Source organism: Streptomyces sp. NPDC002643 (assembly GCF_053592555.1).
Map to the genome: position 1 here is coordinate 36,695 of NZ_JBSFVY010000025.1, position 23,236 is coordinate 59,930.

Annotated in this window: 25 protein-coding genes; 14 read left to right on the forward strand and 11 right to left on the reverse strand. The window is 68.3% G+C overall.

Annotation, left to right across the window (positions count from 1 at the left end):
• Nucleotides 1–333 precede the first annotated feature (333 nt).
• Nucleotides 334–1,008 (forward strand): HNH endonuclease family protein, encoded by a 675-nt coding sequence (locus ACWD4G_RS31975; protein ID WP_451299607.1) that lies wholly within the window; start codon nucleotides 334–336, stop codon nucleotides 1,006–1,008.
• A 419-nt stretch (nucleotides 1,009–1,427) separates the two neighbouring features.
• Here the strand turns inward: ACWD4G_RS31975 and ACWD4G_RS31980 are convergent, their stop codons facing one another.
• Nucleotides 1,428–1,820: an ATP-binding protein gene (locus tag ACWD4G_RS31980; RefSeq protein ID WP_451299609.1), complete on the reverse strand. Its 393-nt coding sequence runs from the start codon at nucleotides 1,818–1,820 to the stop codon at nucleotides 1,428–1,430.
• 275 nt (nucleotides 1,821–2,095) lie between these two features.
• Between ACWD4G_RS31980 and ACWD4G_RS31985 the strand changes: the two genes are divergently transcribed.
• On the forward strand, nucleotides 2,096–2,374 hold the full coding sequence (locus ACWD4G_RS31985) for a DUF397 domain-containing protein (protein WP_451299610.1): 279 nt from the start codon (nucleotides 2,096–2,098) through the stop codon (nucleotides 2,372–2,374).
• A gap of 87 nt (nucleotides 2,375–2,461) precedes the next feature.
• A complete protein-coding gene (locus ACWD4G_RS31990; RefSeq protein WP_451299612.1) occupies nucleotides 2,462–3,394 on the forward strand; it encodes a helix-turn-helix domain-containing protein in 933 nt (310 codons plus the stop codon).
• Nucleotides 3,395–3,410: 16 nt separating this feature from the next.
• On the opposite strand, the gene ACWD4G_RS31995 is transcribed toward ACWD4G_RS31990, so the two are convergent.
• The 5 genes from ACWD4G_RS31995 to ACWD4G_RS32015 form a co-directional block, all read right to left on the reverse strand.
• On the reverse strand, nucleotides 3,411–4,193 hold the full coding sequence (locus tag ACWD4G_RS31995) for an SAM-dependent methyltransferase (RefSeq protein ID WP_451299614.1): 783 nt from the start codon (nucleotides 4,191–4,193) through the stop codon (nucleotides 3,411–3,413).
• A 234-nt stretch (nucleotides 4,194–4,427) separates the two neighbouring features.
• Nucleotides 4,428–4,961 (reverse strand): hypothetical protein, encoded by a 534-nt coding sequence (locus ACWD4G_RS32000; RefSeq protein ID WP_451299616.1) that lies wholly within the window; start codon nucleotides 4,959–4,961, stop codon nucleotides 4,428–4,430.
• Nucleotides 4,942–5,772, reverse strand: coding sequence for a helix-turn-helix domain-containing protein (locus tag ACWD4G_RS32005; protein ID WP_451299618.1), 831 nt, complete (start codon nucleotides 5,770–5,772; stop codon nucleotides 4,942–4,944). The genes ACWD4G_RS32000 and ACWD4G_RS32005 overlap by 20 nt, the downstream gene beginning before the upstream one ends.
• A gap of 362 nt (nucleotides 5,773–6,134) precedes the next feature.
• Nucleotides 6,135–6,395, reverse strand: a complete 261-nt coding sequence (locus ACWD4G_RS32010) for a hypothetical protein (protein ID WP_451299620.1) — start codon at nucleotides 6,393–6,395, stop codon at nucleotides 6,135–6,137.
• Nucleotides 6,396–7,106: 711 nt separating this feature from the next.
• Nucleotides 7,107–7,745: a hypothetical protein gene (locus ACWD4G_RS32015; RefSeq protein ID WP_451299621.1), complete on the reverse strand. Its 639-nt coding sequence runs from the start codon at nucleotides 7,743–7,745 to the stop codon at nucleotides 7,107–7,109.
• A 121-nt stretch (nucleotides 7,746–7,866) separates the two neighbouring features.
• Here ACWD4G_RS32015 and ACWD4G_RS32020 point away from each other — a divergent pair, with 121 nt between their 5' ends.
• A complete protein-coding gene (locus ACWD4G_RS32020) occupies nucleotides 7,867–8,085 on the forward strand; it encodes a hypothetical protein (RefSeq protein ID WP_451299623.1) in 219 nt (72 codons plus the stop codon).
• A 207-nt stretch (nucleotides 8,086–8,292) separates the two neighbouring features.
• Here ACWD4G_RS32020 and ACWD4G_RS32025 read toward each other — a convergent pair whose 3' ends face one another.
• On the reverse strand, nucleotides 8,293–9,180 hold the full coding sequence (locus ACWD4G_RS32025) for a DUF5655 domain-containing protein (protein ID WP_451299625.1): 888 nt from the start codon (nucleotides 9,178–9,180) through the stop codon (nucleotides 8,293–8,295).
• Between the two features lie 476 nt (nucleotides 9,181–9,656).
• Nucleotides 9,657–9,929 carry a hypothetical protein gene (locus tag ACWD4G_RS32030; protein ID WP_451299627.1) on the reverse strand — a complete coding sequence of 91 codons (273 nt, stop codon included), beginning with the start codon at nucleotides 9,927–9,929 and terminating at the stop codon, nucleotides 9,657–9,659.
• A 284-nt stretch (nucleotides 9,930–10,213) separates the two neighbouring features.
• Here ACWD4G_RS32030 and ACWD4G_RS32035 point away from each other — a divergent pair, with 284 nt between their 5' ends.
• The 6 genes from ACWD4G_RS32035 to ACWD4G_RS32060 all read left to right on the forward strand — a co-directional run bounded on the left by ACWD4G_RS32035 (nucleotide 10,214) and on the right by ACWD4G_RS32060 (nucleotide 13,995).
• Nucleotides 10,214–11,071, forward strand: a complete 858-nt coding sequence (locus ACWD4G_RS32035; RefSeq protein WP_451299629.1) for an acyl-CoA thioester hydrolase/BAAT C-terminal domain-containing protein — start codon at nucleotides 10,214–10,216, stop codon at nucleotides 11,069–11,071.
• Complete coding sequence (locus ACWD4G_RS32040; RefSeq protein ID WP_451299631.1) at nucleotides 11,064–11,189, forward strand: hypothetical protein; 126 nt, start codon at nucleotides 11,064–11,066, stop codon at nucleotides 11,187–11,189. The genes ACWD4G_RS32035 and ACWD4G_RS32040 overlap by 8 nt, the downstream gene beginning before the upstream one ends.
• 434 nt (nucleotides 11,190–11,623) lie before the next feature.
• A complete protein-coding gene (locus ACWD4G_RS32045) occupies nucleotides 11,624–11,968 on the forward strand; it encodes a hypothetical protein (protein WP_451299633.1) in 345 nt (114 codons plus the stop codon).
• 147 nt (nucleotides 11,969–12,115) lie between these two features.
• Entirely contained in the window at nucleotides 12,116–12,595 is a 480-nt protein-coding gene (locus ACWD4G_RS32050; RefSeq protein WP_451299635.1) for a hypothetical protein, read from the forward strand.
• Nucleotides 12,596–12,731: 136 nt separating this feature from the next.
• On the forward strand, nucleotides 12,732–13,220 hold the full coding sequence (locus tag ACWD4G_RS32055; RefSeq protein WP_451299792.1) for an Imm49 family immunity protein: 489 nt from the start codon (nucleotides 12,732–12,734) through the stop codon (nucleotides 13,218–13,220).
• A gap of 316 nt (nucleotides 13,221–13,536) precedes the next feature.
• Nucleotides 13,537–13,995: a hypothetical protein gene (locus ACWD4G_RS32060; RefSeq protein ID WP_451299637.1), complete on the forward strand. Its 459-nt coding sequence runs from the start codon at nucleotides 13,537–13,539 to the stop codon at nucleotides 13,993–13,995.
• Nucleotides 13,996–14,386: 391 nt separating this feature from the next.
• On the opposite strand, the gene ACWD4G_RS32065 is transcribed toward ACWD4G_RS32060, so the two are convergent.
• The gene (locus ACWD4G_RS32065; RefSeq protein ID WP_451299639.1) at nucleotides 14,387–14,857 is read right to left on the reverse strand and encodes a hypothetical protein; all 471 of its coding nucleotides are present in this window, start codon (nucleotides 14,855–14,857) and stop codon (nucleotides 14,387–14,389) included.
• Between the two features lie 598 nt (nucleotides 14,858–15,455).
• Between ACWD4G_RS32065 and ACWD4G_RS32070 the strand changes: the two genes are divergently transcribed.
• Nucleotides 15,456–18,017 carry a GH32 C-terminal domain-containing protein gene (locus ACWD4G_RS32070; protein ID WP_451299641.1) on the forward strand — a complete coding sequence of 854 codons (2,562 nt, stop codon included), beginning with the start codon at nucleotides 15,456–15,458 and terminating at the stop codon, nucleotides 18,015–18,017.
• A 131-nt stretch (nucleotides 18,018–18,148) separates the two neighbouring features.
• Here the strand turns inward: ACWD4G_RS32070 and ACWD4G_RS32075 are convergent, their stop codons facing one another.
• On the reverse strand, nucleotides 18,149–18,451 hold the full coding sequence (locus ACWD4G_RS32075; protein WP_451299643.1) for a putative quinol monooxygenase: 303 nt from the start codon (nucleotides 18,449–18,451) through the stop codon (nucleotides 18,149–18,151).
• Between the two features lie 75 nt (nucleotides 18,452–18,526).
• Nucleotides 18,527–19,489, reverse strand: a complete 963-nt coding sequence (locus ACWD4G_RS32080; protein WP_451299645.1) for a carbohydrate kinase family protein — start codon at nucleotides 19,487–19,489, stop codon at nucleotides 18,527–18,529.
• 423 nt (nucleotides 19,490–19,912) lie between these two features.
• On the opposite strand from ACWD4G_RS32080, the gene ACWD4G_RS32085 reads away from it, so the two are divergent.
• The 3 genes from ACWD4G_RS32085 to ACWD4G_RS32095 all read left to right on the forward strand — a co-directional run bounded on the left by ACWD4G_RS32085 (nucleotide 19,913) and on the right by ACWD4G_RS32095 (nucleotide 23,179).
• The gene (locus tag ACWD4G_RS32085; protein ID WP_451299647.1) at nucleotides 19,913–20,935 is read left to right on the forward strand and encodes a substrate-binding domain-containing protein; all 1,023 of its coding nucleotides are present in this window, start codon (nucleotides 19,913–19,915) and stop codon (nucleotides 20,933–20,935) included.
• A 373-nt stretch (nucleotides 20,936–21,308) separates the two neighbouring features.
• Complete coding sequence (locus tag ACWD4G_RS32090; protein WP_451299649.1) at nucleotides 21,309–22,322, forward strand: ABC transporter permease; 1,014 nt, start codon at nucleotides 21,309–21,311, stop codon at nucleotides 22,320–22,322.
• Nucleotides 22,319–23,179: an ATP-binding cassette domain-containing protein gene (locus tag ACWD4G_RS32095; RefSeq protein ID WP_451299651.1), complete on the forward strand. Its 861-nt coding sequence runs from the start codon at nucleotides 22,319–22,321 to the stop codon at nucleotides 23,177–23,179. Before ACWD4G_RS32090 ends, ACWD4G_RS32095 begins: the two co-directional genes overlap by 4 nt.
• Nucleotides 23,180–23,236: the final 57 nt, after the last annotated feature.

Here is a 23,236-nt window from a genome sequence, read left to right on the forward strand (position 1 = left end):
TCAATGCCGAGTGAAAGCTGGCTCTGCTGGGCCAGTTTGCGTATCGATCGAGGAATGCGCTGATGGTCGGGTGTGAGGTTCCCACCGGCTCCGAGGAAAGTCAGGACGTCGTGTGTTATACGAGATGGTCCGGCTCATGATCGCCATCCGGCCAGCGGTCACTGGCACCGAACCTGGCCGGCGGGAGTCCCGCGCGGCATAGGCCGCGTCAGCTAGGCGACGATGTGACTTACCGTCTTCACGGGTGAGTCGACGGCCGAGCGGCGGACAACCGGCTATCGGGTCCGCTACCAAGATCACAGCCTGTCTGTGGTCTTCGGAAGGAATCCCCTCATGCGTCTCGCCCGTGCCGCCGGCGCCGCGTCCGCCGTCGTCTCCATGTACACCCTCCTGCTCGCTCCGACCACCACGGCGTACGCCGTCGCTCCCGGTGACACCGTCGTGCTGCCCGCCCGAGACGCCCTGCTGGCCCTGCCCGTCCAGGACGAGGACCGCACCGGCTACGAACGCACGAAGTTCCGGCACTGGACCGACGCCGACCGCGACGGCTGCAACACCCGCAACGAGGTTCTCCTGGAAGAAGCCGTCACCGCCCCCGCCCAGGGCAGCAACTGCGCGCTGACAGGCGGCTCCTGGTACTCACCGTACGACGACACCAGCTTCACCCAGGCCCGCGCCCTTGACATCGACCACCTCGTACCTCTCGCCGAATCCTGGGACTCTGGTGCCTCCGGATGGACCCCGGCCGAACGCCAGGCTTACGCCAATGACCTCGACGACCCCCGCGCCCTGATCGCGGTCTCCGCCGCCAGCAACCGCTCCAAAGCCGACCAGGACCCGGCCACCTGGCAGCCGCCGGCCGCCAGCTACCGGTGCACGTACGCCACCGACTGGATCGCGATCAAAACCCGCTGGGGCCTTGCCGTCGACCCCGCCGAACAGGCCACGCTCGCCGAGGTCCTCGACGGCTGCCCGGACACAATCATCGAGGTCACCCGCGCCCGCTGACCCCGGCGGTCGTCCATCCGACCACCGGGGCCGGAGGCGCGGTCGGCTCATGGAGAACGGGGCGCCCTCCGCGGCTGCAGCCCGAGCCTTGGCCAGCCGCCGTCCTCCAGGCCCTGGCCCGCTCCCACGCGTGCTTACGGGCCCACGCCCAGAGTGCCGTGCCGCAGCGCCCTGCCCACCGAGAGGCTCGACCACGCCCGGTGAATACCGACGAGCTGGAGGTGGCCCTTCATGAACGCCGCACGCCGGGTAGGGCGCCCAGTCCTCGCTGCATCGTTGACCGGCGGATGATCCCTCGCAGACCGCGCCCCAGGCCGACCTCACCGCGACGTCAACCCCGCCGATCTGCCCGAGCTGGACGCCGCCACCGCCTGGAACGGCAGCCGCGCGGAGAATCACTTGTGGTAGAGCCAGGGCCGCTAGAGCGGGATGCGGGCCCACACCGCTTTGCCTCGGTCCTGCGGGCTCCACCCCCATGTGGCGGACAGGGCGGTGACGACGTGCAGTCCCCGGCCTGCGGTGGGCAGGCCGCTGCTCGTGAGGAGGGTCGGCCGGCGGGGACTTGGGTCGAGCACGACGCACGTCACGGCGCGCGGGCTGGTGGCCAGCCCGAGCCAGGCTCCTTCCCGGCCAGCGGTCGTGTGGCGCAGGGCGTTTGCGGCGAGTTCGGCCATCACTCTCACCGTGTCGTCCACGGCGCGGTCCACGCCCCACCGCCGGAGGTTGTCCTGGGTGAACTGCCGTGCGCGGTCGAGTCCTTCAGAACTGGGGTTGATCTTCGCGGCGGCGAAGTTGGCGGCGGAGACGCCCATCGCCAGGCCCCAGTCGAGTGCCGGTGATTCGCCAGGCGGCGCTACCCGTGCAGATCCAGCCAAGCTGACCGCTCGCGGCTCTTCGCCCGGTCGCATGGCCAACCACCCCCTTGCTTGTCGGATCATCACATGGACAAGAACGCCCTTTCGGGGGACGACATGCATGAAAATCACGCTCTAAGATCGACGGAAATTCCATGTGCCCATGAAAATTTCACGGGCGTCGCCGTCTCTGCCGTCAGGCCCGCACGACGCTGTGCGGGCGGGGCCGGGCCGTGCGGAACTGCGCCGACGTCAGCGGGAAAGGACGAGAGTTGGGAGCCTACGCAAACGGAGTCGCGGCCGACAGCATCACCGGCATCCGGTGGGTGAAGAGTTCGGCCAGCACACCGGAGGGCGGAAGTTGTGTAGAATTTGCGGCCCTTCCGAACGGGGAAACCGCCGTACGCAACTCCCGGTTCCCCGGAGGACCGGCCTTAGTGTTCACACGTTCGGAAATGGCGGCGATGCTGACTGGCGTAAAGGGGGGAGAGTTTGACCACCTGGCCGACTGAATATCGATGCTCCAGGCTTGCGGTCTTACTCACCAGATCCCCACTCTGGCCCTGGAGTTGGACCAGCGGGTGACCAAGGGAGTCTGAGTGTCTGGCGGTCAAATCCTTCGGGCTGTCGGAGACGGCGACGACCCGGGCGCCTATCCGGCCGGTGCGAGCCGGGTGGTGGGCGCCCACCTGCGCCAGTTGCGCAAGGACAAACAGCTGCGGCTGATTGATGTAGTGCGGTCGGGCGTGGTCGGCTCGGCGGCCACCCTCAGCCGCATCGAGAACGGCACCACGCCGCTGAAAGCCAACACGGTGCTTGGCCTGGCCAAGTACTACGGGGTCACCAGCGAAGCCGAACTGAACTCTCTGGTCACGCTGATCGAGCGGGCGCGGCAGACTCTGTGGTGGGAGGAGTTCCGCGATGTGGTCCCCGGCTGGCTGGAACGCCTCATCAGCGTCGAGACCGCCGCCCGCGAGATCCGCACCTACGAAGTGCAGTACGTGCCCGGCCTGCTGCAGACTGCAGAGTACACGCGGGCCCTCACACGGCTCGCCTTCCCCGACCTGTCCGCCGACGACGCCGAGAAACAGTCCGAGCGGCGCGAGCGCACGGTGGCCGTGCGCCAGCGGCGCCGCGCGCTACTGCACGCCGCCGAGCCACCCCACTTCTACGCGCTGGTGGACGAGGCTGTCCTGGCCCGGCCGGTCGGCGGGCCGGCGGTGATGCGTCAGCAGTTGCGCGAGCTGTACAGCCTGGAGGAGAACGTCGAGCACATCCGCATCCGCGTCCTGCCGTTCAGCGCGGGTGACGCGGTCATGGCCCCGGCCCCGTCCATCACCTTCCTCGCCTTCCCCCCGGACGGCGGCGAGGACATGGTGTACCTGGAAGTACGCAACGGCGGAAGCTACCTGACCCACACCACCGAGGTGGAACGCCACCGGCTGGTGCTGACCAGTCTGTGGGCCCAGGCGGCCACACGCGAGGAGACCCTCGACCTGCTGCAGCACTACATCGACCAGCTGGCCGACTAAATCCTCTCCTGCGCTTCTAGGGTTTGCGTGCGATGCCGCCGTAGACGCTCCAGGTGCGGTCGGGGCGCGGAAGTTTCAGATGCGTGCCGGGCCTCCACTGGGCGACGTCGCCGATCGGGCCGCCGATGGGTTCCAGGCCGTCGAAGAAGCGGTCGATCTCGGATGGCGCCCTCACCACCCATGGGCGGCCGGTCAGCCGGTGCATCAGCTGCGAGACCTCGTCCCGCGCGCCGGCGTCGTCGCTGACGAGGTCGCTGACCACCAGGCAGCTGCCGGAGGGCAGTTGGTCCATCACGTGACGGACCAACTGCCAGGGATCTCGTTCGTCGGCGACGCAGTGCAGAGAGAACAGAAACAGCACACCCACCGCCGCCCGGCGGCGCAGCACGCCGGCCCGCTCGCTGGCGCCGAGCACGGCTGTGGTGTCGCACATGTCGGCGTCGACGATCAGAGAGTGCTCGCTGTCCAGCATCATCCGGGCGTGCGCCACGACCATCGGATCGTTGTCGACATAGACCACACGGACCGCGGAGTTGGCGCGGCGGGCGACGTGGTGGACGTTGTTCCGGGCGGTCGGCAGCCCCGAGCCGTGGTCGAGGAACTGCTCGATCTTTTGGACGGCAGCAAGATAGCGCACCGTTCGGCGCAGGAACTGCCGGTTGATCCGGGTCAGTTGATGAGTATCTGAAACTAGCTCAGCAAGACGCCCGGCGGCTTCGCGGTCGGCCGGGTAGTGGTCGGTTTCACCGAGGAGAAAGCTGTAGATGCGTGCGTCGCTGGCCTGACTCACATCGATCATCCGCACGGCCCCCGCATGCCCTCGCCCGACGCACACCTCGGCAGGAAGCCCCGCACGACGGTATGTCAAGTAGGCACTCCATGCTAGGAGTTACGCGTTACATGATCCACCTCAGACCTCGGGTTTGCGGTCGCCCACAGGAGTGAAATTGCATCCCGGGCTCCGTTTCGGGCATCGATGACCTCACCGGCGTACGCGGGCGCACGTAGCGACCGGGCGGCGAGGTGGGCCGTGTCAGGCGGCTGCACCGGTCCGTACGGCGGATTTCAGCAGCGTGGTGAACTCGCCCGGCTGCCAGCCCATCACCGCGGCGGCCTTCTCCTCGGGCAAGCCCAGCCGGTAGCGCAGCAGTACGGCGTCGGCCTGCGCGAGGGGCAGGACGCGGTAGAGGGCCCGGTCGTCGGCAGCGGCGCGGGTGATCCGGGCGGTGAGCAGCCGCCAGGCCAGGGCGGAGGGCGAGGGGCTCTGCAGTGCCTCGGCCCACACCATGGCCAGGTCGCCCAGCGCCGCCCGCGCCAGGATGCGCCCGTGCCCGTCATCGCCCACCCGCAGGGCGGCGTAGCGGGTGTAGATGTCCAGGTGGACCTGGCAGAACGCGGTGAAGGCGGCCGGCATGCCGATCTCGACCTCCGCGCCGTCGCATCGGGATGCGGCCGTCACCCCGACGCCGGAGGAGGCGAGGGCTCGGCCCGGTGACCGCCGCCGTCCTGCCGGCAGCCTCGATCGGCGGCGGTCGGCCTGGAAACCGTCAGGTGAGCTCGCGCGCACCGGGTACTCCTTGGCCGGGGAAGAAGTCAAGCGCGATCAGGAACGCCGTCTGGACCTCGTCCCACAGCGGACGGACCAGGGCGGGGCTGCCACCGAGCCGGGTGACGATCCGGCCGGTGGTTTCCCAGTCAGGAACGAGGTCACCACCCAGAACGGCGGCCAGTTCCTCACAGTCCTTGGGCATGTGCCCTCCGTCAGCTGTACGTCCTGCGGCCAGGAGCAGACCGCGCAGTGTTCCCTGCAGCCGCGCCAGCGCTGTCGACGCGGAGGCCCGGGGCAAGGGGTGCCGGCCGTGGGCCCACTCCCACAGCACCCGGAAATCCTCCGGTTTCCCGCCGGCCGCCGTGACCACGGTGAACACGGTCGCCCAGTCCGGCACGCGCTCCCCCGCCAGCAGCCGGGACAGCCCCGAGGGGGACAGCCCCGCCTCCTGCGCAACCTCCTGAGCCGTCTTGTGGCGGGAACGCAGGAGGAAGGACAGAGCGGAGCCGAGACGCTGCCGGTGGTCCGTGGTACCGGTGGGCGGTACGGCATCGGCCGACTCCGGTACCTCGACCGCAGCTTGCCTGGCCCGCCGGCACATCTGCCGACGCAGGCTCCGTTCGTTCCACTTGGCGCGGGCGGTCGCCTCGCTGACTTTCGCCTGACGTGCCACGTCGCCCCAACTGGCCCCTTGCGTCCGGGCGTCGTGCACGGCGGCCCCCCAGTAGTGGGCAACCTCGGCGCCGACCGCCGCCGCGCGCCCGGCGAGTTCAGCCAGATCGGCACCACGGTGTTCGGCACTGACGAGTTCCGCGGTCAACGCGTGCAACTGCTGAGCGACTCCCGGGCCCCAGCGCGGGGAGAGCATCACCGGCGCCGGCCCCGTCGGCTGCGGGCGACTGCGTAACCGCTGCGCCCGCTGCTTGCACGCTTCCTGGCAGTACTGGCGCGGACGACCCCGCCCCTTTTTCCTCCTGAACCGGCGTCCGCACTGCGTGAACGCGCAATAGCCGTACTGATAGCGCTCCTTCTGCCCAGAGCGCGGTGCCTTCTCATTCATATTTCTCGCCCATCCGCTGAGTCTGTGGCACCCCAGAGAGCGGAAACCCCCTCCGGCACCATCCCCAAAACCCATTGCGCTGCGGTGCGGGGCGGGACCCGGCATCGGGTCCCCACCCCGCACCACTACCATCAACGGCGGCGGAAGCGCTGGTAGCTGAAGACCGAGCGGTCGGTGACCGCCCCGGCCACCAAGGCCCACCACACCTGCTCGGGCACTACCGGCCCGTAGACCGCCGAAACCGTCGCCAGGAGAGTCATCGCGACCGAGCCCCAGCGCACTTTCACCACCAGGCAACTCAGCAGATTGGTTTGGGGCAGCAAGACCAGCGGAATGCTAGTTTCTGTTGCTGCCGGACGCGGCCACACCAGCCACCGGCGCAATTGAGTCATGTGCATTTCCTTTGATGCAGGGCTGTACATGGGTCATCGGTCGGGGCCCCTGTGCTAGAGGGGTCCCGACTCATGCTTCGCAACTTAGCCGCACACCATGATCAACATCACGTCACCGGGCGTCCGTGAAAACGGAACCCTCCAAGGCCCATTGACAGACCGGACGGTCACCCTCCGCCGGGAAACGACCAATACAGGTCACCCTTTGACCATCGCGGGCGAAACGATGGCGATATGGAGTCTGAATGCGCTGACCTTACCCTTCGGAACCGCTCATCAGACCCTCATGAAAGTAGCCCGATCGGGTGATCCAAGGCTCCGCATTACGGTCTCTGATGAAAACGGAACGTGAGGGTTTCCCACCGTACTTCTCTTCCCGCCGCCCAGCCCGCGGGTCTCCCAACGCACCGGATGAAGTGACGACTTCAGGTCACCCGATGCCCTCATGACCAAAGTCCCGCCCTCCGCCGGGCAGGTCAGCCAGCGGCGCCCAGACGCCCACACCGGCGCAGGGCTGGCAACCTGCGACCATCGGCCTCCGGCCGGTCCCTCCGCCCCCTTGGCCTTCCCCCCCCGTCGCCCCGTACCACTCATGAAAAGCCCTCGTGGTGCCGCCATCACCGGCCCCGCACCGCACCCCCCCCCATGCTGGGTGCCGACTTTGGAGCTGATGGCCACCGACTGGGACATCGCCCACGGCCATGTCCGGTCTCAGTGAAGGTTGCGAACGGTTCGCTCAACATGGCGAGCCTGCGGGCCAACGCCCTCATTCTCGGCGGGCGCCGCGTGTTGAGCCGCCACCTGCTCCAGCACTGCGTACAGCCTCTGGGCACGCTGGCTGCGCGGGCTGCCGAACGACTCCCGGTCGGCAGTCAGCAGCAGTGGCCAATGCGCGCCGGTCATCCGCATCCGGCTGGCCGCTCGTACCGCGCTCAGCAGGCTTCGGTTCTCCCGCGCCGCCAGCGGCCCTTGCACCGGCGACACGAGTTCGCGCGCGGGGCCCCGCAGTTGCTGCCGCAGATGCAGCGGCACCGCCTCCCACGACGGGTGGTCCGCCCCCGGCAGCCCTAGGCCCTGGGCGGCCGCCCCGTACTCGGCCAGCGACGTCGCGGCGGGGGCCGGTGGCGCGAGTTCCTGCTCCTGATCCAGCCCAGGTTCGGGTGAGGTGGGTGACCGGTCGCCAGCCGGGGCGTCGGCGGTGCAGGCGTGGTTGGCCGATGGCCCGACGTGCGCGCACGCGGGGCAGCGCACCCAGCCCGCCTCCCGGACGGCCGCCTCGACCACCGAGCGTTCGGGGGAAGCCCCCGACGGCCTGCCGACCTGCGCAACCGGCAACAACGGTTCCAGCACAGCCCACTGCTCATTCGAGAGATCCCCACGCCCCACACCACGATCATCACGGCGCGAGGCGCGGCAACAGACCTGGTTCTAAAACACGGCCTATCTGCGCCACCGCACCCGCCATCTCGGCATGAGCAGTGCCCAGCTCGCCGAGGAAGCTATCCTCCCCGAACCGCTGGTCACCGCCTGGCTCGACGGTGCTCCCGTCACTCCCTCCCAGCTCCTGCGCTGCGCCCCGGCCCTACAGTTGTCCGAAGACTTCCTACTCGAAGCGCTGGGCGGCAGGCGAGACACGGCGTACTGGCCACTGCCTGTTCCGCCACCGGACCAGCAAGGCCACCCCGAATGACCAAGGCCAGGTCACCCGCGCCCAGGCATCAACGCGGCGGCCGAGGGGCGCAACATAGCCGAGGATCGCCGGTTGGCCAAACCGGCGAACCTCCGCATCATTGATGGTCCACCGCCACTACCTGCCCGTTCGTCGGAAGGCACCGCCACCACAACATCCACAGCCGCGCAGTCCCGCGAGCATCCGCGTCACAGCTGCACGAGGCGGCTACCCCGCCGCGTAACTCGCGCGGAAGAGGTCCACAGCCCGCTCCACGTCCCGCTCGGACCGCAACTGCACCTCCAGGTCGCCCGTACCGTGGTGGCCGAGCCCCGTCACGTCCCGGGTGAAGCCGGGCACGAGGTCGACATCCCTCGGATCGGCCTTGAGGTAGACAAGGAGCTTGGTCTTCTGCGGCGGGCAGACACAGGCGAAGTTCCGCAGACGCTGATACGCGCGGTACTGCTTGCGCTGCACCCGGCTGACGCCGTCCCCGAGGCCAAGCAACACCTCATCGACCGCCTCCGCCAGCTCCGCCAGCGCCCCACTGTGCGCGCGGACCGGCGGCAGCCCGGCCGCGCGCCGGCGAACTCGCTTGGCGGACGGCGTGCGCCCGGTGACCGAAGCCACGGTCTCAAGACCAAGCAGGTCCTTGCCGAAGAATCGGTAGCGGACCAGGTCGATGCTGCGGCGGTGCTCGCGTACGGCGTGCACGTCGTAGCGGGTGAAGTCGCCGGCGACGCAGATCAGCCTGGGCGCACTCCACAGCACCTGGGCCGCGGTCGTGGCCCCGAGCCGGTCGCGGACCAGGTGCTGGAACTCGGCCCGGTGATCCATCAGCCAGCCGAGATAGAACAGCCCCTGGTTGATGACGCCGGAGTCCACACCGCGCTTGTACTCGACAACCACGGGAGCCCCGTTCTCGTCGAGGCCCAGCGAGTCGATCCGGCCGCCGTGGACCGGGCCAGTGCTGTACTCGCTTGCCAGGAACCGGACCCCGAGCAACTTCTCCATGTTGCCCTCGACGATGCTCTGCACATCGGCCTCGGCATCAGCAAGACGCGGCGCGACCTCAGTCACGCCGCCATTCGTGTTGTAGAGCTTCAGGTACGGCACCGCCCCTCCCGTGCAGCCAGTGTGGCCGACACTCAACAGCAGGGGCTGTCGAATTTATTTCCGGGTACTCCGCAGCCTGGTCCCGGAGATCTCCGGGACACTACAATCGAGGCATGCAGGTCAGAATAGGACATTTCTAGATCGCGGGACATACGCGGGACGGCGAGCCTGACAGTTAGTCAGACAGGCCGCTGACCTGCTAAAACGTCTGGGAACTGTCCGGCCTCCGGAGCCGTGTGCGCAGGTTCGAATCCTGCCGGGGGCACTCCGGAAAAAGCTCCTGACCTGTAGAAGCACAGGTCGGGAGCTTTTGCGTTCACTTCGACTCGAACAACGTATCCCGGCGCGCGGTCAGGCAGTCGAAGAAGGCGTCCCGGAAGCGTGACGCCATCGCGAACGGCTTCCGGACGACATCGTGATGCGGCAGATCATTCCTGACACGGCCTTCGAGGTCAGAGGAGCCGGGAGGAGTTCCGTCAGGCGTTTCGGCTACGCAGGCCCGCCGACGCGAGCACCGCCGTCGGCACCGCGACCAATATCGCCCAGCCCAGGCGGCGCGACTGGTAGGTGGTGCACATCGCCTCCACTCCGTCCTCCATCGACCCATGGGCGGGGCTCCAGTCGTTGCCCAGTACGGAGTGGCACTCGGAGCGGGAGTAGGCCGAGCTGATGTCCGGCGAGCTGGTCAGCAACCACAGGATGACGCCTGCTCCGGCGCATGCCAGAAGCCACACAATTGTTTTGTTCATGCCGTGACTGTAGGCCTGCGGTCTGCTCTCACCTCGTCGGCCTCATCATCTTCGTCGTCCTCGCCGTCCTCGTATAGCTGTAAGAACGAGCTGCGTGCCACCGCATTTCTTCGACATTACTTCGACGCCGCGTGATCCGATCTGCCAAGGTGTCGGATCTCAGGCGTCGGCGGTCTCCGGTGCAAGGCTCCGTTCAACGACCCCGGGTGCGCGGTCGGTCCGGGACGAGCGACGAGGCTGATTAGGCTGTGCCGACAGGCTGAGGCGGACCAACTGGGGGCCATGTGGAGGTCATTGAGCGCGAGGTGGCCGATCCATGGGAGGGCGTTCTGGTCGCTCCTACCTGCGGCAGCGACATCGGCGTTGTGGTGCTGGCGGGTTCCAGCGGGCGCGTCGAACGGGAGAGAGCACGCATCCTCGCCGAGCAGGGCATGACGGCCTTGTCGATCCGCTGGTTCGGCGGGCCGGGGCAGTGCCCGGGAATCTGCGAGATTCCCCTGGAGACCTTCACCGCCGCCGTCGACTTCCTCCAGGCGAACGGGGCGGAGCGCATCGGCATCCTGGGCGCCTCCAAGGGGGCTGAGGCAGCGCTGCTCACGGCAGTGCACGATCCACGCGTGGACGCGGTCGTCGCGCTGTCGCCGACGTCCCGCGTGTGGTGCAACGTCGGACCAGGCCGTGACGGAGCGCAGCACCCCTATCGATCGTCCTGGACCTGGCGAGAGCAGGCGCTGCCTTTCCTCCCACTGGATGATTCCTGGGCTCCCGCAGAGCCGGGCAGCGGGCCGGTCGCCATCCGCGGATGGTACGAGCGCAGTGAGCTGACCTTCGCTCACCTGCTCCCGCCGGCGGACATCTCCGTCGACAAGGCTCGGGCCGATCTCCTGCTGGTCGCGGGCGGCGACGACGCCATGTGGCCGTCCCTTCCCTTCGCCGAACAACTGGCCAGGCGCCGGCGCTCAGCCGGGACCACCGTGCGTCTGATCGCCCGCCACGATGCCGGCCACCGCCCGCGACTTCCAGGCGAGAGCCCCGCATCGGCATCCCCGCGATTCCTGTACGGGGGCACGCCCGAAGCTGACGCGCTGTTGGGGGCGGCTGCCTGGCCCCACATCCTCAGCATGCTCCGTAGCGATGGCTGACTCTCTCAGCCCGCCCGGCTCCGTCATGGTCAGCTACTTCTACTTCGCGAACGACATCGCGCGGCAGCTGAGGACGGCCACGGCCACACAGCGCCAGGCCACATCGCCTTCGTCATGACCGGCCATCTCGCCAGTTGGGCGTACGGCTCAAGGCGGTGGGGAGTCGGGGTCAGGGCGTGGCTCCTGGGGATTGGCCGGCTGAGGTGCCTGGGTGGTGTGCAGGTGGTCGGCGGCCTCCTGTGTGAGGGTGTCGGCGGGCCATCCGGCGAGGGTGGTCAACGCGGTGCGGCGCGCCTCGGGCGTGCTGCCGGTGGGTGCGGACCGCAGCAGGGGCCAGCCGTGTTCAGGATGGCGTCGCAGGAGATGCGCGAACAGCAGTAGGGCGTGGTCGCGTTCGGGCCGGGGGCAGTGGCAAGGCGTCGTTCGGCCCTCATCGCGCAGCAAGATCACTGGTGGGGTGGCGCTCGTGGGCCCATGGCAGACTCGTTGTGCAGGATGCGGCCGGGCGACAGCACTTCTCGGCCAGTCCGGTCGCCGGGGCAGGGAGGACCCATGGGCGGGAACGATCCGCACATCCACGTTCAGTCGAAGGTGGTCCACGACGATGCCGTTACCCGCAACGTGTTGGCATCCACGTTTGGTCTGGCCGGTGATCTGCCGAGCCTTGTCACTACTGGATGCGGGCTGCGGGTGCCGTATGCGATGACCTCTCCTCGCCCGGATCGTGTCACCTGCCTTGCCTGCCGTGAGCACGCGCGGCGCGAGCACCTGCGCTTCTCGGAGGAGGTCGAACGCTTGAGCCGCATGGCTGGATCGACCATCAGCCCGGCCCAGGGGAAGCTGGCCGCAGACAGGCATCGCGACCTCGCGCAGAGGTTTGCCGACGCGGAGGGCTGAGTTCGCAGCCGGGGCCAGTGCTGACACGACGCCATGCACGGCATCGCCTACCGCACGACCTGAGTCTGGCCTGGCCACCACAGCAACGGCCGGCCCGAACAACACCGAACGTGGCCGACTGATGGAGCGCCCGGAAGGGATGGCGGCATGACCGGTCCTCACCTCGACGAGGAGCCCGCCGAGCACCGGCGATTTGCCGATTACCTGCAGGCGCTGGAGGTGGTCGCCGAGGCGGACGAAGCCGACCTGGTGGCCGCTGTGCTGCGCGACCAGGACACAGCGATGGCGGACGGCGCGGTGGGTCGCCATCTGGACCGTCGGGCCGCACAGTTGCTGACCGACGCCCGGTTCGCCGCCTGGGCCCAGGCCATGACCGAGGTGATCGACGAGCGCGGCTTCCTCACTCGTCGGCTGCGCGAGTGGGGCCTGCTCCGATCCATCGCCCTGGGCAGGCCGTGGTCAGCCGAGGATCTCACCGGGGCATCCGACTGGTTCCAGCGCATGGCCGCGACCACGCAGACCGTGACCGCACCCCACGCCCTCAGACTGCTCGCTGAACGGGGACGAACCCGCCGTGTCCGCAACGCGGCAAGCCACCGACTCCAGCAGTTGGAGCGGCCGAGATGATGTCCAAGATTTGCACCAGGCGATGATCTGCGCTCGCCTCCGCAGCCCGGGTCGTGCGTCGGCCGGCGGGGCCGACCGTCGCCAAGTGGAACTGTCTTACGGATTCCTTGGCGGAGGGGGTCACGACGTGGGAGGCATGGGTCACCGCGATGCAGGTCGGCTCGGGACTGTTCATCTCGGGAGCCGCGGCGGAGGGCCCGGTCCCGTGCCGTATCGGAAGAAAAGGGGTGATCAAGAACCTTCCGGCAACCGGCCCGCAGGAGTATCTGCATGCCGGCAACCGGCTCTCCGTCTACTGGACGCCGGGAAACCTGGAGCACCCTGCTCAAGAGACGGAACGGTTCAACGCCGCGCTGTCGGACGTGCTCACCTGGCATCACGAGTACTGGACCGGCAACGAGGCCGGTCCGGGAACGGCGAGGGCTTGGTGGCTCTGGGCCCCCTCGCCATCGCTTGCACGAGGTTCGACGCGGGCATTCCGGTCGAAGTCGAATCCGCATACTTGCCCATGCATCTCTTGGACCTACATGGGTCGGTGAATTCCTCATCTGACGCACCCGAGACCTCACCGACCCAACGTTCAGTGGACACCGGAAGACCACACGACCCGGCTCCGACGCCATGACGAGGAAACCGTCGAAGCTCTCGACGGCGATGGCCGTCGCTCGAAGCGGTGATCCGGGAAACGTGTGCGGTGTGCCGTATGCGCAGGACGGCTCGGGCCACGGAGAGACCGGCTCTGGCGATTGGCCGGCCAGCCTCGTCGTCAGCTTCAGATCCGCACTCGCCCTGAACTATGTCCGCGCACGTTTCTGCTGGTCAGCTCATGTTTCCCTTGATCACTCATGGCAGTGAATTAGCCGACGTCCTGCTGTCTGGTCGCAACGGCGCACCGTTGTCCCAGGTGCTCATCAGAAGATCACCAGAAGGGTCGATTGGTCATGCAGTACGTCGCGCGCCTCACCACCGCTCTAGCCGCCGCCGGTGCCCTCGTTCTCACCGCGTCGACGAGTGCGCACGCCACGGCGATCGGGTCGACTCCCGTGCGTACCTTCGAATACAGCGTGGGCGGCGTGACAATGAAGGTCCCGACCGGTTGCATGTTCACGCACATCATCCGGGGGAGCGGGAGGAAGATCACCTACCAGAACGCCGGCGTCGACTGCGCCTTCGTCGGGGCACTCAGCAGTGGCTTCTGCAACTGGCGCATCGACTTCACATACGCCGACACCAACAATCGCACCTACCGCACGTCACGCGGCAGGACCCACAGCGAGTGCAAGATCGACCCGATGCGGAACAACTCTCCCCAGACATTGCCTCGTTATGGCAAGGCGTGCGGCCACCTCCACGTCAACGGAGTGCGCCGCGTGAGTCAGTGCCACCACATCACGAAGTGAGGCGTTTCATGACGGAGCAGCAAGATCGAGAGGGACGGGAATCCGGCCGGGCGTGGGAAGCGCGACGGCGTCGGGCCGGTATCGCCGCGTTCCTCGTCGGTCTCGTCGCCACACTCGCCTTCTTCGGCTTCTTTCCCGGGCTCCCGCACATCGTTGACTGGGGTGCAATTCTCGTGTCACTCGTCGTGGGTGTGATTGCCCGATGGGTCTGTCAGTCCTGGATGACGAAGTCGGCCGAGAAGGAGCCCGAACACTAGTAGTTGCCTCGGTGGAGCCCTTTGCCTCCACCGGGCGCTTTTTCGAGTCACCCGCCCCAACACGCCTAGCCGTCGGAGCCTCAGGTCTTCCGGAATTTCGGCTGAACTCATCCAAGACATCAGCCCTCGCACTGTCAGGTGTTGGCGCTGAAGTACGAAGCGGCGGCGTCGACGAAGCGGTCGTGTGCGGCGCGTGCCGCGTCCTGTGCCGCGGTGAGCTCCTCGATGCTCGTGGCGGCATCGACCATGTCGTACGTGGCGACGACCATCGCCTGGGCGGTGGCGTGGACAGCCGGGTCGGGCACGAGGAGCCGCAGTGCGACCAGGGGGCGGGTGATCGCGGAGCGGGTGATGTGGGACTTGGCTCGCAGTTCTTCCAGTTCATCGTTGTCGGCGCCGCGCAGCCGAGCCTCTCCGCGCAGCCACAGGGCCCGTCGGTGGTCGGAGCCGGCGGAGGCGAGTGTGGTCACCGCGTCGAGCCGGTCGCGGCGCAACTGCTCCGCCGCGGCGGCACGTTCGGCGCGGCCGGCCGCAAGGTGTTGGAAGGTGCCGGTGACGATCGATCCGAGGAGCGTTCCGATGACGGCGAGGAGAGTGGTGATCACGATCTGCTTTCTTGGTCGGGCGTCTGGTCCGGGCCGGTGCGGAGACGGGTGCGGCCACCGTTGATCATCGTGACTTGTGTGAGTAACGATGATCAACGGCGGCCGCACGTCACAGCTCAGATCCCGTCCATGGGCGGGAGGCGTTCGAGATGGCCGGCCATGGGCTGCCGGATTGTGGACCGGTTTACCCCGGGTCGAATCGCAGCTGTGGGCGGGGCAGTTGGTGCTGGGTTTGAGAACCAACTGCCCCTACCCGTCACCACGAACCATCCCGAACCACCCCCGGAGCAGGATCGGACCAGCCCCCCAGTCGCGCGTGCCCTGCGAGGAGTTGGGGCCTCGACTGCGCCCGGCAGGCCCCAAAGTCGGTTCGGGGCAATCGTGCCCGCACCGTTGACGCACCGCCCATGTCGCGCTTCATAATCGGGCACTCGATGTCAGCGATGACACAAGTCAACGATGACATCCGTGAGGGCAATTCCCGGGTCGGCGGTGTGGACGTCGGTGTCGGTCCGGGGGATCACTTTCGGTTCGTTCGCGCCGGGGCCGCAGTCGGTGGTGTGCCGGTGTGCGGAGGACCGTGGGACAAGGAGAGACCATGGGCTCTGTACGCGTATTCCGGCATGCCCGTATGCGGTTGGTGGCGGCGGTGGCGACGGTCTGTGCTCTGGCCGCCGCGCCGCTCGCTCCCCGGGCCGTCGCCGCCGACACGCTGTCGTACGCCGAGGTCTACAGACCCCAGTTCCACTTCACTCCGGAGAAGAACTGGATGAACGACCCCAACGGGCTCGTGTACTACGAGGGCGAGTACCACCTCTTCTACCAGTACAACCCGAACGGCGACTCCTGGGGCGACATGTCCTGGGGGCACGCGGTGAGCCGGGATCTCGTGCACTGGGAGGAGTTGCCGCTCGCTCTGTCGCACGATGACGAGGAGATGGTGTTCTCGGGTGGCGCGGTCGTCGACTGGGGCAACACCACTGGGTTCGGTACACAGGAGAATCCGCCCATGGTGGCGGTCTACACGAGCGCCTACAAGAACGGCGGCGAGCAGGCCCAGTCGCTCGCCTACAGCACCGACCGCGGCCGCACCTGGACCAAGTACCAGGGCAATCCCGTCATCGACATCGACTCCAGGGACTTCCGCGATCCCAAGGTGCAGTGGTACGCGCCGACGAACAGCTGGCTGATGACCGTGTCGCTGTCCGCCGAGCACAAGGTGCGGTTCTACTCGTCCAAGAATCTCAAGGACTGGGAGCTGCTGAGTGAGTTCGGGCCGGCCGGTGCGACGGGTGGTGTGTGGGAGTGTCCGGATCTCTTCCCTCTCGCGGTGGACGGGGACCCGGACAACATCAAATGGGTGCTGGTGGTCAACATCAACCCCGGTGGTATCGCCGGGGGTTCGGCCGCCCAGTACTTCGTCGGCGACTTCGACGGCACGACGTTCACCGCCGAGGACAAGGGCACGTACACGCCGCCCGGCGGCACCGTCGTACAGGACTTCGAAGGTGCCGGGTTCGGTGAGTGGACCAGCACCGGCACGGCGTTCGGGCAGGGGCCGGCGGGCGGGGCGCTGGACGGGCAGGGGGCCGTCTCCGGTTTCGAGGGGGACGGGCTCGCCAACAGTTTCCACGGCGGTGACGGTGCCACCGGCACCCTCACCTCGCCCGAATTCACGGTCGACAGCCCCTACTTGAACTTCAAGATCGGTGGCGGACGGCACGCGCACGAGGCCGGAACCGTCCTGGCCAGCACTCCGCCCGAGGGCACGGTCCTCGCCGACTTCGAAGGCGGAACGTACCGCGACTGGGCCGCGACCGGGGACGCCTTCGGCACCGCGCCCGCCACCGGCACCCTCCCCCACCAGAACCCGGTCTCCGGATATCTGGGCGGCGGTCTCGTCAACACCTATCTGAACGGCGACTCCACCACCGGCACCCTCACCTCGCCCGAGTTCACCCTCGACAAGCAGTACGTCAACTTCCTCGTCGGCGGCGGCAACCACCCGGCCGGTTCCGACAACCCCACCGCCGTAGAACTCCTCGTCGACGGCGAAGTGGTCCGCAGCGCCACGGGCCGGGACGCCGAGGCGCTCAACTGGGCCTCCTGGGACGTCGGCGACCTCGCCGGGAAGAAGGCGCGGATCAGGATCGTCGACGACAACACCGGCGGCTGGGGCCACATCAACGTCGACCACATCGTGCTGTCCGACACCCAGGCCCAGCGCGTCTCCACGGAGACCTCCGTCAACCTGATCGTCGACGGCGAGGTCGTCCGCAGTGCGACCGGCGCCGACAGCGAGACCCTCGACTGGGCCTCCTTCGACCTGCGCCCGTACGTCGGCAAGCAGGCTCGCATCCAGGTCGTCGACATGAACACCGGCGGCTGGGGCCACGTCCTGGCCGACCGGTTCACCGCCGCCGACGAACCCGCCCTCTCCGTCGTCCAGCGCGCCGACTGGGCCGACTACGGCAAGGACTACTACGCGGCGGTGTCCTGGGAAGACGCGCCGGACGGCAAGCGGTACATGATTGGCTGGATGAACAACTGGGACTACGGCCAGTCCGTCCCCACCTCTCCCTGGCGCGGCGCGCAGAGCGTTCCGAGGGAGATGGCCCTGCGGACGGTCGACGGCCGGGTGCGGCTGACCAGCACGCCGGTGGACAGCCTGGAATCCCTGCGGCAGCAGCCGCCGACGACCGCTGCCGGTGTCACGGTCACCAACACCTCGCAGCCCCTGACCGGCCCCTCGGCCACGGGCAAGGCGCTCGACATCGAGGCGACCTTCTCCCTCGACGACGCCGATCGCTTCGGCCTGAAGGTCCGCACCGGCTCGGGCGGTGAGGAGACCGTCATCGGCTACGACACCACGACCCAGGAGCTGTACGTCGACCGCACCCGCTCCGGCGCCGTGGACTTCCACAGCACCTTCGCGGGCGGCGTCCAGACCGCGCCCCTCAAGGCCGAGAACGGCAAGGTCAAGCTGCGCGTCCTCGTCGACTGGTCGTCCGTCGAGGTCTTCGGCGGCGACGGCGAGGCCGTGATCACCGACCAGATCTTCCCCGACCCCTCCAGCACCGGCATCGAGATCTTCGCCGAGGACGGCACCGCCACCCTGGACCGCCTGCAAGCGTGGCAGGTGACGTCGGTCTGGCAGTGATGTCCATCCGGCGGTGACGACCATCCGGCGGTGACCTCCCGCCCCCGCAGGGGCCCTCGCCGAGCCCTGCTCCGCCGCACCGGTCAGGCGCGGTCGGAGCAGGGCTGACCCGTGCGCGCCGACCGGGCTCGTCACGCCCGCGTGGCGAGCGGATCGAGGAACGTCAGTACGGAGGCGTCCTCCTCGATCAGTGGGGTGAGGGCGGCGTTGAACGGGGCGCCGTAGGGGGCGTTCAGGTGGGTCTGGAAGGCGTTCTCGTCGCGGTAGACCTCGAAGATCCAGTAGGCGCGCGGGCTGGCCGCCTTGGTGTAGACGTCGAAGGTCAGGTTGCCTTCCTCCTCGCGCACCTTCAGGGCGTAGTCGTGGATCAGGCGGGCGACCTCGTCCTCCGCTCCCTCTCGGGCGGTGAACTCGGCGAGCAGGGTTTTCGTCATGGGTCCGGGTCCCTTGTCCGTGGGTGGGTGAGGGTGGGTTTCAGCCTGCCGGGTGGTTTACGGTCCTACGGGTCGTCATGCGTCGGCCGTAGCCGTGTTGCGCGTCAACTGGTTCTGCCACGGCGGGTTGGGGCCCGCGACCGAGCAGGTCAGGGCGGCGACCCGGGCCGCGAAGCGGCAGGCTTCCGCCACGTCGTCGGGGGCGAGAGCGGTCAGTCGGCCGCCGAGGAGGTCGCGGGTCGCGAGGTGGTGCAGCAGTCCGGCGGTGAAGGAGTCGCCCGCTCCCACCGTGTCGACCACCCGCGTCGTCACCGCGGGCACCCGCAGGCGTTCGCCGTCGAGTGAGGCGAGGGCGCCGTCGGCGCCGAGCGTGATCACGACCAGTCGTACCCCCGCGGCGTGCCAGATGTCGCACGCCTGCTCCGGCGGGGTGCCCGGCAGGAGCAGTGCCAGGTCGTCCTCGCTCAGCCGCAGGATGTCGGCGAGGCGGCACCAGTGGGCGAGACGGTCCCGGTAGACGTCGGGGTTCACCAGGAGTGGCCGGACGTTGGGGTCGATGCTGATGGTGGCGCCGGGTGCGGCGGCCGCCAGGAAGTCCTCCACGGCCGCCGCTCCGGGGCCGCGGACCAGGGCCAGTGAGCCGGTGTGCACACAGGCCGCCGCGGAGAGGTCCACCCGCGCCAGTTCCTCCGCCGTCCACTGCCAGTCGGCCGTGTTCTGCGCGTGGAAGGAGAACGTGGCCTGCCCCTGGGCGTCCAGCTCCGCCACGGCCAGCGTGCTGGGCTCGGCGGCGGCCACGGCGTACGACAGGTCCACGCCGGATGCCTCCAGGTGGGTGCGGAAGAGGCGGCCGAACACATCCGAGGACAGGCGGGCGAGGAAGCGTGCCGGGGTGCCGAGTCGGGCCAGGGCCACCGCCGTGTTCGCGGGGCCGCCGCCGGGCAGTACGCGCAGGGCGAGTTCGTTCGCGGCGGTCGCGGGCTCGGTGAAGGCGTCCGCGACGCACTCTCCCAGGACGGTGATCTGACGCGGGCTCATGGGCTGCTCTTCTCTCCGGAAGGTCTTCGGAAGGTCTTCAGAAGGACGGACGAGGGACGGACGAGGGACGGACGAGGGGCCGGTCGGCGGGGCGGACGAGGGACGGGAAACCGGGCGCTTCGTGACACAGCGCGTGGCACGACTCGTGGCACGGCGCGCGCACAGCTCGTGGTGCGGCGCATGGCACGACTCGCGGTACGGCGCGTGGCGCGAACTCGTGGCGCAGCCACCGACCGGTGTGCGGGACGGCGGTCGGGGGCGTTGCCGATTTGTGACGGGTGCAAGGCATTGACGTTGCCGGGAGACGGAGTCCATCATCCTCGCCAGGCAGTGTCAACGATGACATAAGTCAGCGATGACACCTCGGGGCGGCATGCTCCGAACTCCCGGCCCCGTGCCGCTCGTCATCCCACAGGAGTGATCATGTCCCGCACCACTCGTCTGTCGTCCTCCCTCCTCAGAGCCGCCGCTGCCACGGGCGTCGTGGCCCTCACCCTGACGGCCTGCGGGCCGGGTTCCGGTTCCGGAAGCGGGTCGTCCAGCTCCGCTTCGGGCGACGTCAAGGTCGGTCTGATCACCAAGACCGACACCAACCCGTTCTTCGTGAAGATGAAGGAGGGCGCGGAGAAGACCGCGAAGGCCGAGGGCGTCCAGCTGATGACCGCGGCCGGCAAGTTCGACGGCGACAACGCCGGTCAGGTCACCGCGATCGAGAACATGGTCGCCGCCGGGGTGAAGGGCATCCTGATCACGCCCAGCGACTCCAAGGCGATCGTGCCCGCCATCGAGAAGGCCAAGGCCAAGGGCGTCCTGGTCATCGCCCTGGACACCCCGACCGACCCGGAGAGCGCCGTCGACGCCCTCTTCGCCACCGACAACCTCAAGGCCGGCGAACTGATCGGCGAGTACGCCAAGGCCGCCATGAAGGGCAAGGAGGCGAAGATAGCCACCCTCGACCTCGCGCCCGGCGTCTCCGTCGGCGTCCAGCGGCACGACGGCTTCCTGAAGGGCTTCGGCGCCACCGACGACGACGTACTGTGCGCCCAGGACACCGGCGGCGACCAGGCCAAGGGCCAGACGGCGATGGAGAACTGCCTCCAGAAGGAGCCGGACATCAACCTCGTCTACACCATCAATGAACCGGCCGCCCTCGGCGCGTACACCGCGCTCAAGGCCAAGGGCCGGGAGAAGGACGTCCTGATCGTCTCCGTCGACGGCGGCTGCACCGGCACCCAGGCCGTCAAGGACGGCAAGATCGCCGCGACCTCGCAGCAGTACCCGCTGAAGATGGCCGCCGAGGGCGTCAAGGCCGTCGTGACCTACGCCAAGGACGGCAAGAAGGCCTCCGGTTACACCGACACCGGCGTCACCCTGATCTCCGACAAGGCCGAGGACGGGGTCACCTCGAAGGACACCGCCTACGGCCTGGAGAACTGCTGGGGCTGAGCCGCTCGCGCACCAGCCACCGCCGCCCCTTGAAACCCCTCAGCGGGGCGGCCGGCCCTTCTCTCCGACCAAGGGCGGCCGCCTCCTCGTCCGCGTCTCCTCCGACAAGGACTTCGCTTGACCTCATCCCCTTCGTGAATGAAGGGGATTCCTTCCCTCGCGGGTTGGGCTTTCTGCTTCACAGCCCGCAGCCACCTGGGGTTACCAACAAGGGACGGTGTACCGCCCATGGTCTTACGCAAGCTCCACAGACCTGACTTCCCGCCAGCCCGGCGGTAGGCCCGCCGACTTGGTTGCCGCCAGCGGGCGCGACACAGCGTGGCGCATACCGGACGCCGCGTGTCCGGGGATGTTTCCACGCAAGGAGTTCTTGATGACTGCCACGTCCACGCCACCGTCCACAACCAAACCGTACGCCGAACTCAAAGCACCGACCACGGTCCGCAGACTGCTCACACAACCGACCACCGGCCCGCTGGCCGCTCTTCTCCTGGCCTGTGCGTTCTTCTCCCTGTCCACCGACCAGTTCCTCACCGGCGGGAACTTCTCCCTGATCATTCAGCAGGTCATGGTCGTCGGTACGCTCGCCATCGGGCAGACCCTGATCATCCTCACGGCGGGCATCGATCTGTCGTGCGGTGCCGTGATGGCGTTCGGCAGCATCGTGATCGCCAGGATGGCGGCCGAGGGTACGCTGCCGCCGCTGGTCGCGATCGCCCTGGGCCTGGTCGTCTGCGGTGGATTCGGGCTGCTCAACGGGGTGTTGGTGCAGAAGATCCCGCTGCCGCCGTTCATCGTCACCCTCGGCATGCTCAATGTGGCGTTCGCGCTGACCCACATCTACTCCGAGGAGCAGACGGTCACCAACCTGCCCGGCCCGCTGACCGCGCTCGGCCAGACCTTCCCGCTCGGCTACACCGACGTCACCTACGGCTCGCTGGTCACCATCGCCCTGTTCCTGCTGCTCGCCTACGCGCTGAGCAGCACCGGCTGGGGCCGGCACGTCTACGCGCTGGGCAACAGCCCGGAGGCGGCGCGGCTGAACGGTATCCGCACCTCCCGGCTGACCATCGGCGTCTACACGGTCGCCGGTCTGCTGTACGGCATCGCCGCTCTCCTCCTCATCTCCCGTACCGGCGTGGGTGATCCGCAGGCCGGGCAGACCGACAACCTCGACAGCATCACGGCCGTGGTCCTCGGCGGTACCAGCCTCTTCGGCGGGCGCGGTTCGGTCCTGGGCACCTTCATCGGTGTCCTGATCGTGGGTGTCTTCCGCAACGGCCTGCAGCTGATGGGTGTCGCCTCGATCTACCAGACCCTGATCACCGGTGTCCTGGTGATCCTCGCGGTGACCGTCGACCAGATCTCCCGGAAGAAGGCCCGATGACCACCACCGGCTCCCCCGCCTCCTCCACCCCCGGCTCCCCCACTCCCGTTCTGCAGGCCCGTGGTCTGGTCAAGCGCTACGGCCATGTGACCGCCATCGACGGCGCCGACTTCGATCTGATGCCGGGCGAGGTGCTGGCCGTCATCGGTGACAACGGCGCCGGCAAGACCAGCCTGATCAAGGCCCTCACCGGGGCGCTGGTCCCGGACGCGGGCGAGATACGTCTCAACGGCGAGCCCATCACCTTCTCCGGTCCGCAGAGCGCCCGCGCGCACGGCATCGAGACGGTGTACCAGGACCTCGCGGTGGCGGCCTCCATGGACATCGCCTCGAACATGTTCCTCGGCCGCGAGTTGCGCCGGCCCGGTGTCCTCGGTGATGTCTTCCGCATGTTGGACAAGAAGCGCATGCGTCAGGAGGCCGCCGAGCACATGGCCGACCTGAAGATCGGGCTCCGGTCACTGACCCAGTCGGTCGAGACCCTGTCCGGTGGGCAGCGGCAGGCGGTCGCGGTCGCCCGTGCCGTCGCCTGGGCGCGCAGCGTGGTCGTCATGGACGAGCCCACCGCCGCCCTCGGTGTGAAGGAGTCCGGCCAGGTGCTGGACCTGATCCGCCGGGTCCGGGACAAGGGCATGCCGGTGGTGCTGATCAGCCACAACATGCCGCATGTCTTCGAGATCGCCGACCGGATTCATGTCCACCGGCTGGGCAGGCGTGCCGCCGTGATCAAGCCCTCCGACTACTCCATGGCCGAGGTCGTCGCCATCATGACCGGCGCGCTCAGCGTGGACGCGGCCGGAGCTACTGTCGTAGCGGACTCGGAGGCGGCGAAGGCCGCCGGAGTACAGGCCACCTGACAGCACAACCCCGCTCTCACGTCTCCGGCCGAAGGCCGCGGCCGGAACGGAGAGCCC

Excerpts from the sequence above, each read along its gene's own strand:
- ACWD4G_RS31975 (WP_451299607.1), top strand. The coding sequence starts at position 334 with ATGCGTCTCGCCCGTGCCGCCGGCGCCGCGTCCGCCGTCGTCTCCATG.
- ACWD4G_RS31980 (WP_451299609.1), bottom strand. The coding sequence starts at position 1,820 with ATGGGCGTCTCCGCCGCCAACTTCGCCGCCGCGAAGATCAACCCCAGT.
- ACWD4G_RS31995 (WP_451299614.1), bottom strand. The coding sequence starts at position 4,193 with ATGATCGATGTGAGTCAGGCCAGCGACGCACGCATCTACAGCTTTCTC.
- ACWD4G_RS32010 (WP_451299620.1), bottom strand. The coding sequence starts at position 6,395 with ATGACTCAATTGCGCCGGTGGCTGGTGTGGCCGCGTCCGGCAGCAACA.
- ACWD4G_RS32020 (WP_451299623.1), top strand. The coding sequence starts at position 7,867 with ATGAGCAGTGCCCAGCTCGCCGAGGAAGCTATCCTCCCCGAACCGCTG.
- ACWD4G_RS32030 (WP_451299627.1), bottom strand. The coding sequence starts at position 9,929 with ATGAACAAAACAATTGTGTGGCTTCTGGCATGCGCCGGAGCAGGCGTC.
- ACWD4G_RS32040 (WP_451299631.1), top strand. The coding sequence starts at position 11,064 with ATGGCTGACTCTCTCAGCCCGCCCGGCTCCGTCATGGTCAGCTACTTC.
- ACWD4G_RS32045 (WP_451299633.1), top strand. The coding sequence starts at position 11,624 with ATGGGCGGGAACGATCCGCACATCCACGTTCAGTCGAAGGTGGTCCAC.
- ACWD4G_RS32050 (WP_451299635.1), top strand. The coding sequence starts at position 12,116 with ATGACCGGTCCTCACCTCGACGAGGAGCCCGCCGAGCACCGGCGATTT.
- ACWD4G_RS32055 (WP_451299792.1), top strand. The coding sequence starts at position 12,732 with ATGGGTCACCGCGATGCAGGTCGGCTCGGGACTGTTCATCTCGGGAGC.
- ACWD4G_RS32060 (WP_451299637.1), top strand. The coding sequence starts at position 13,537 with ATGCAGTACGTCGCGCGCCTCACCACCGCTCTAGCCGCCGCCGGTGCC.
- ACWD4G_RS32070 (WP_451299641.1), top strand. The coding sequence starts at position 15,456 with ATGGGCTCTGTACGCGTATTCCGGCATGCCCGTATGCGGTTGGTGGCG.
- ACWD4G_RS32075 (WP_451299643.1), bottom strand. The coding sequence starts at position 18,451 with ATGACGAAAACCCTGCTCGCCGAGTTCACCGCCCGAGAGGGAGCGGAG.
- ACWD4G_RS32080 (WP_451299645.1), bottom strand. The coding sequence starts at position 19,489 with ATGAGCCCGCGTCAGATCACCGTCCTGGGAGAGTGCGTCGCGGACGCC.
- ACWD4G_RS32085 (WP_451299647.1), top strand. The coding sequence starts at position 19,913 with ATGTCCCGCACCACTCGTCTGTCGTCCTCCCTCCTCAGAGCCGCCGCT.
- ACWD4G_RS32090 (WP_451299649.1), top strand. The coding sequence starts at position 21,309 with ATGACTGCCACGTCCACGCCACCGTCCACAACCAAACCGTACGCCGAA.
- ACWD4G_RS32095 (WP_451299651.1), top strand. The coding sequence starts at position 22,319 with ATGACCACCACCGGCTCCCCCGCCTCCTCCACCCCCGGCTCCCCCACT.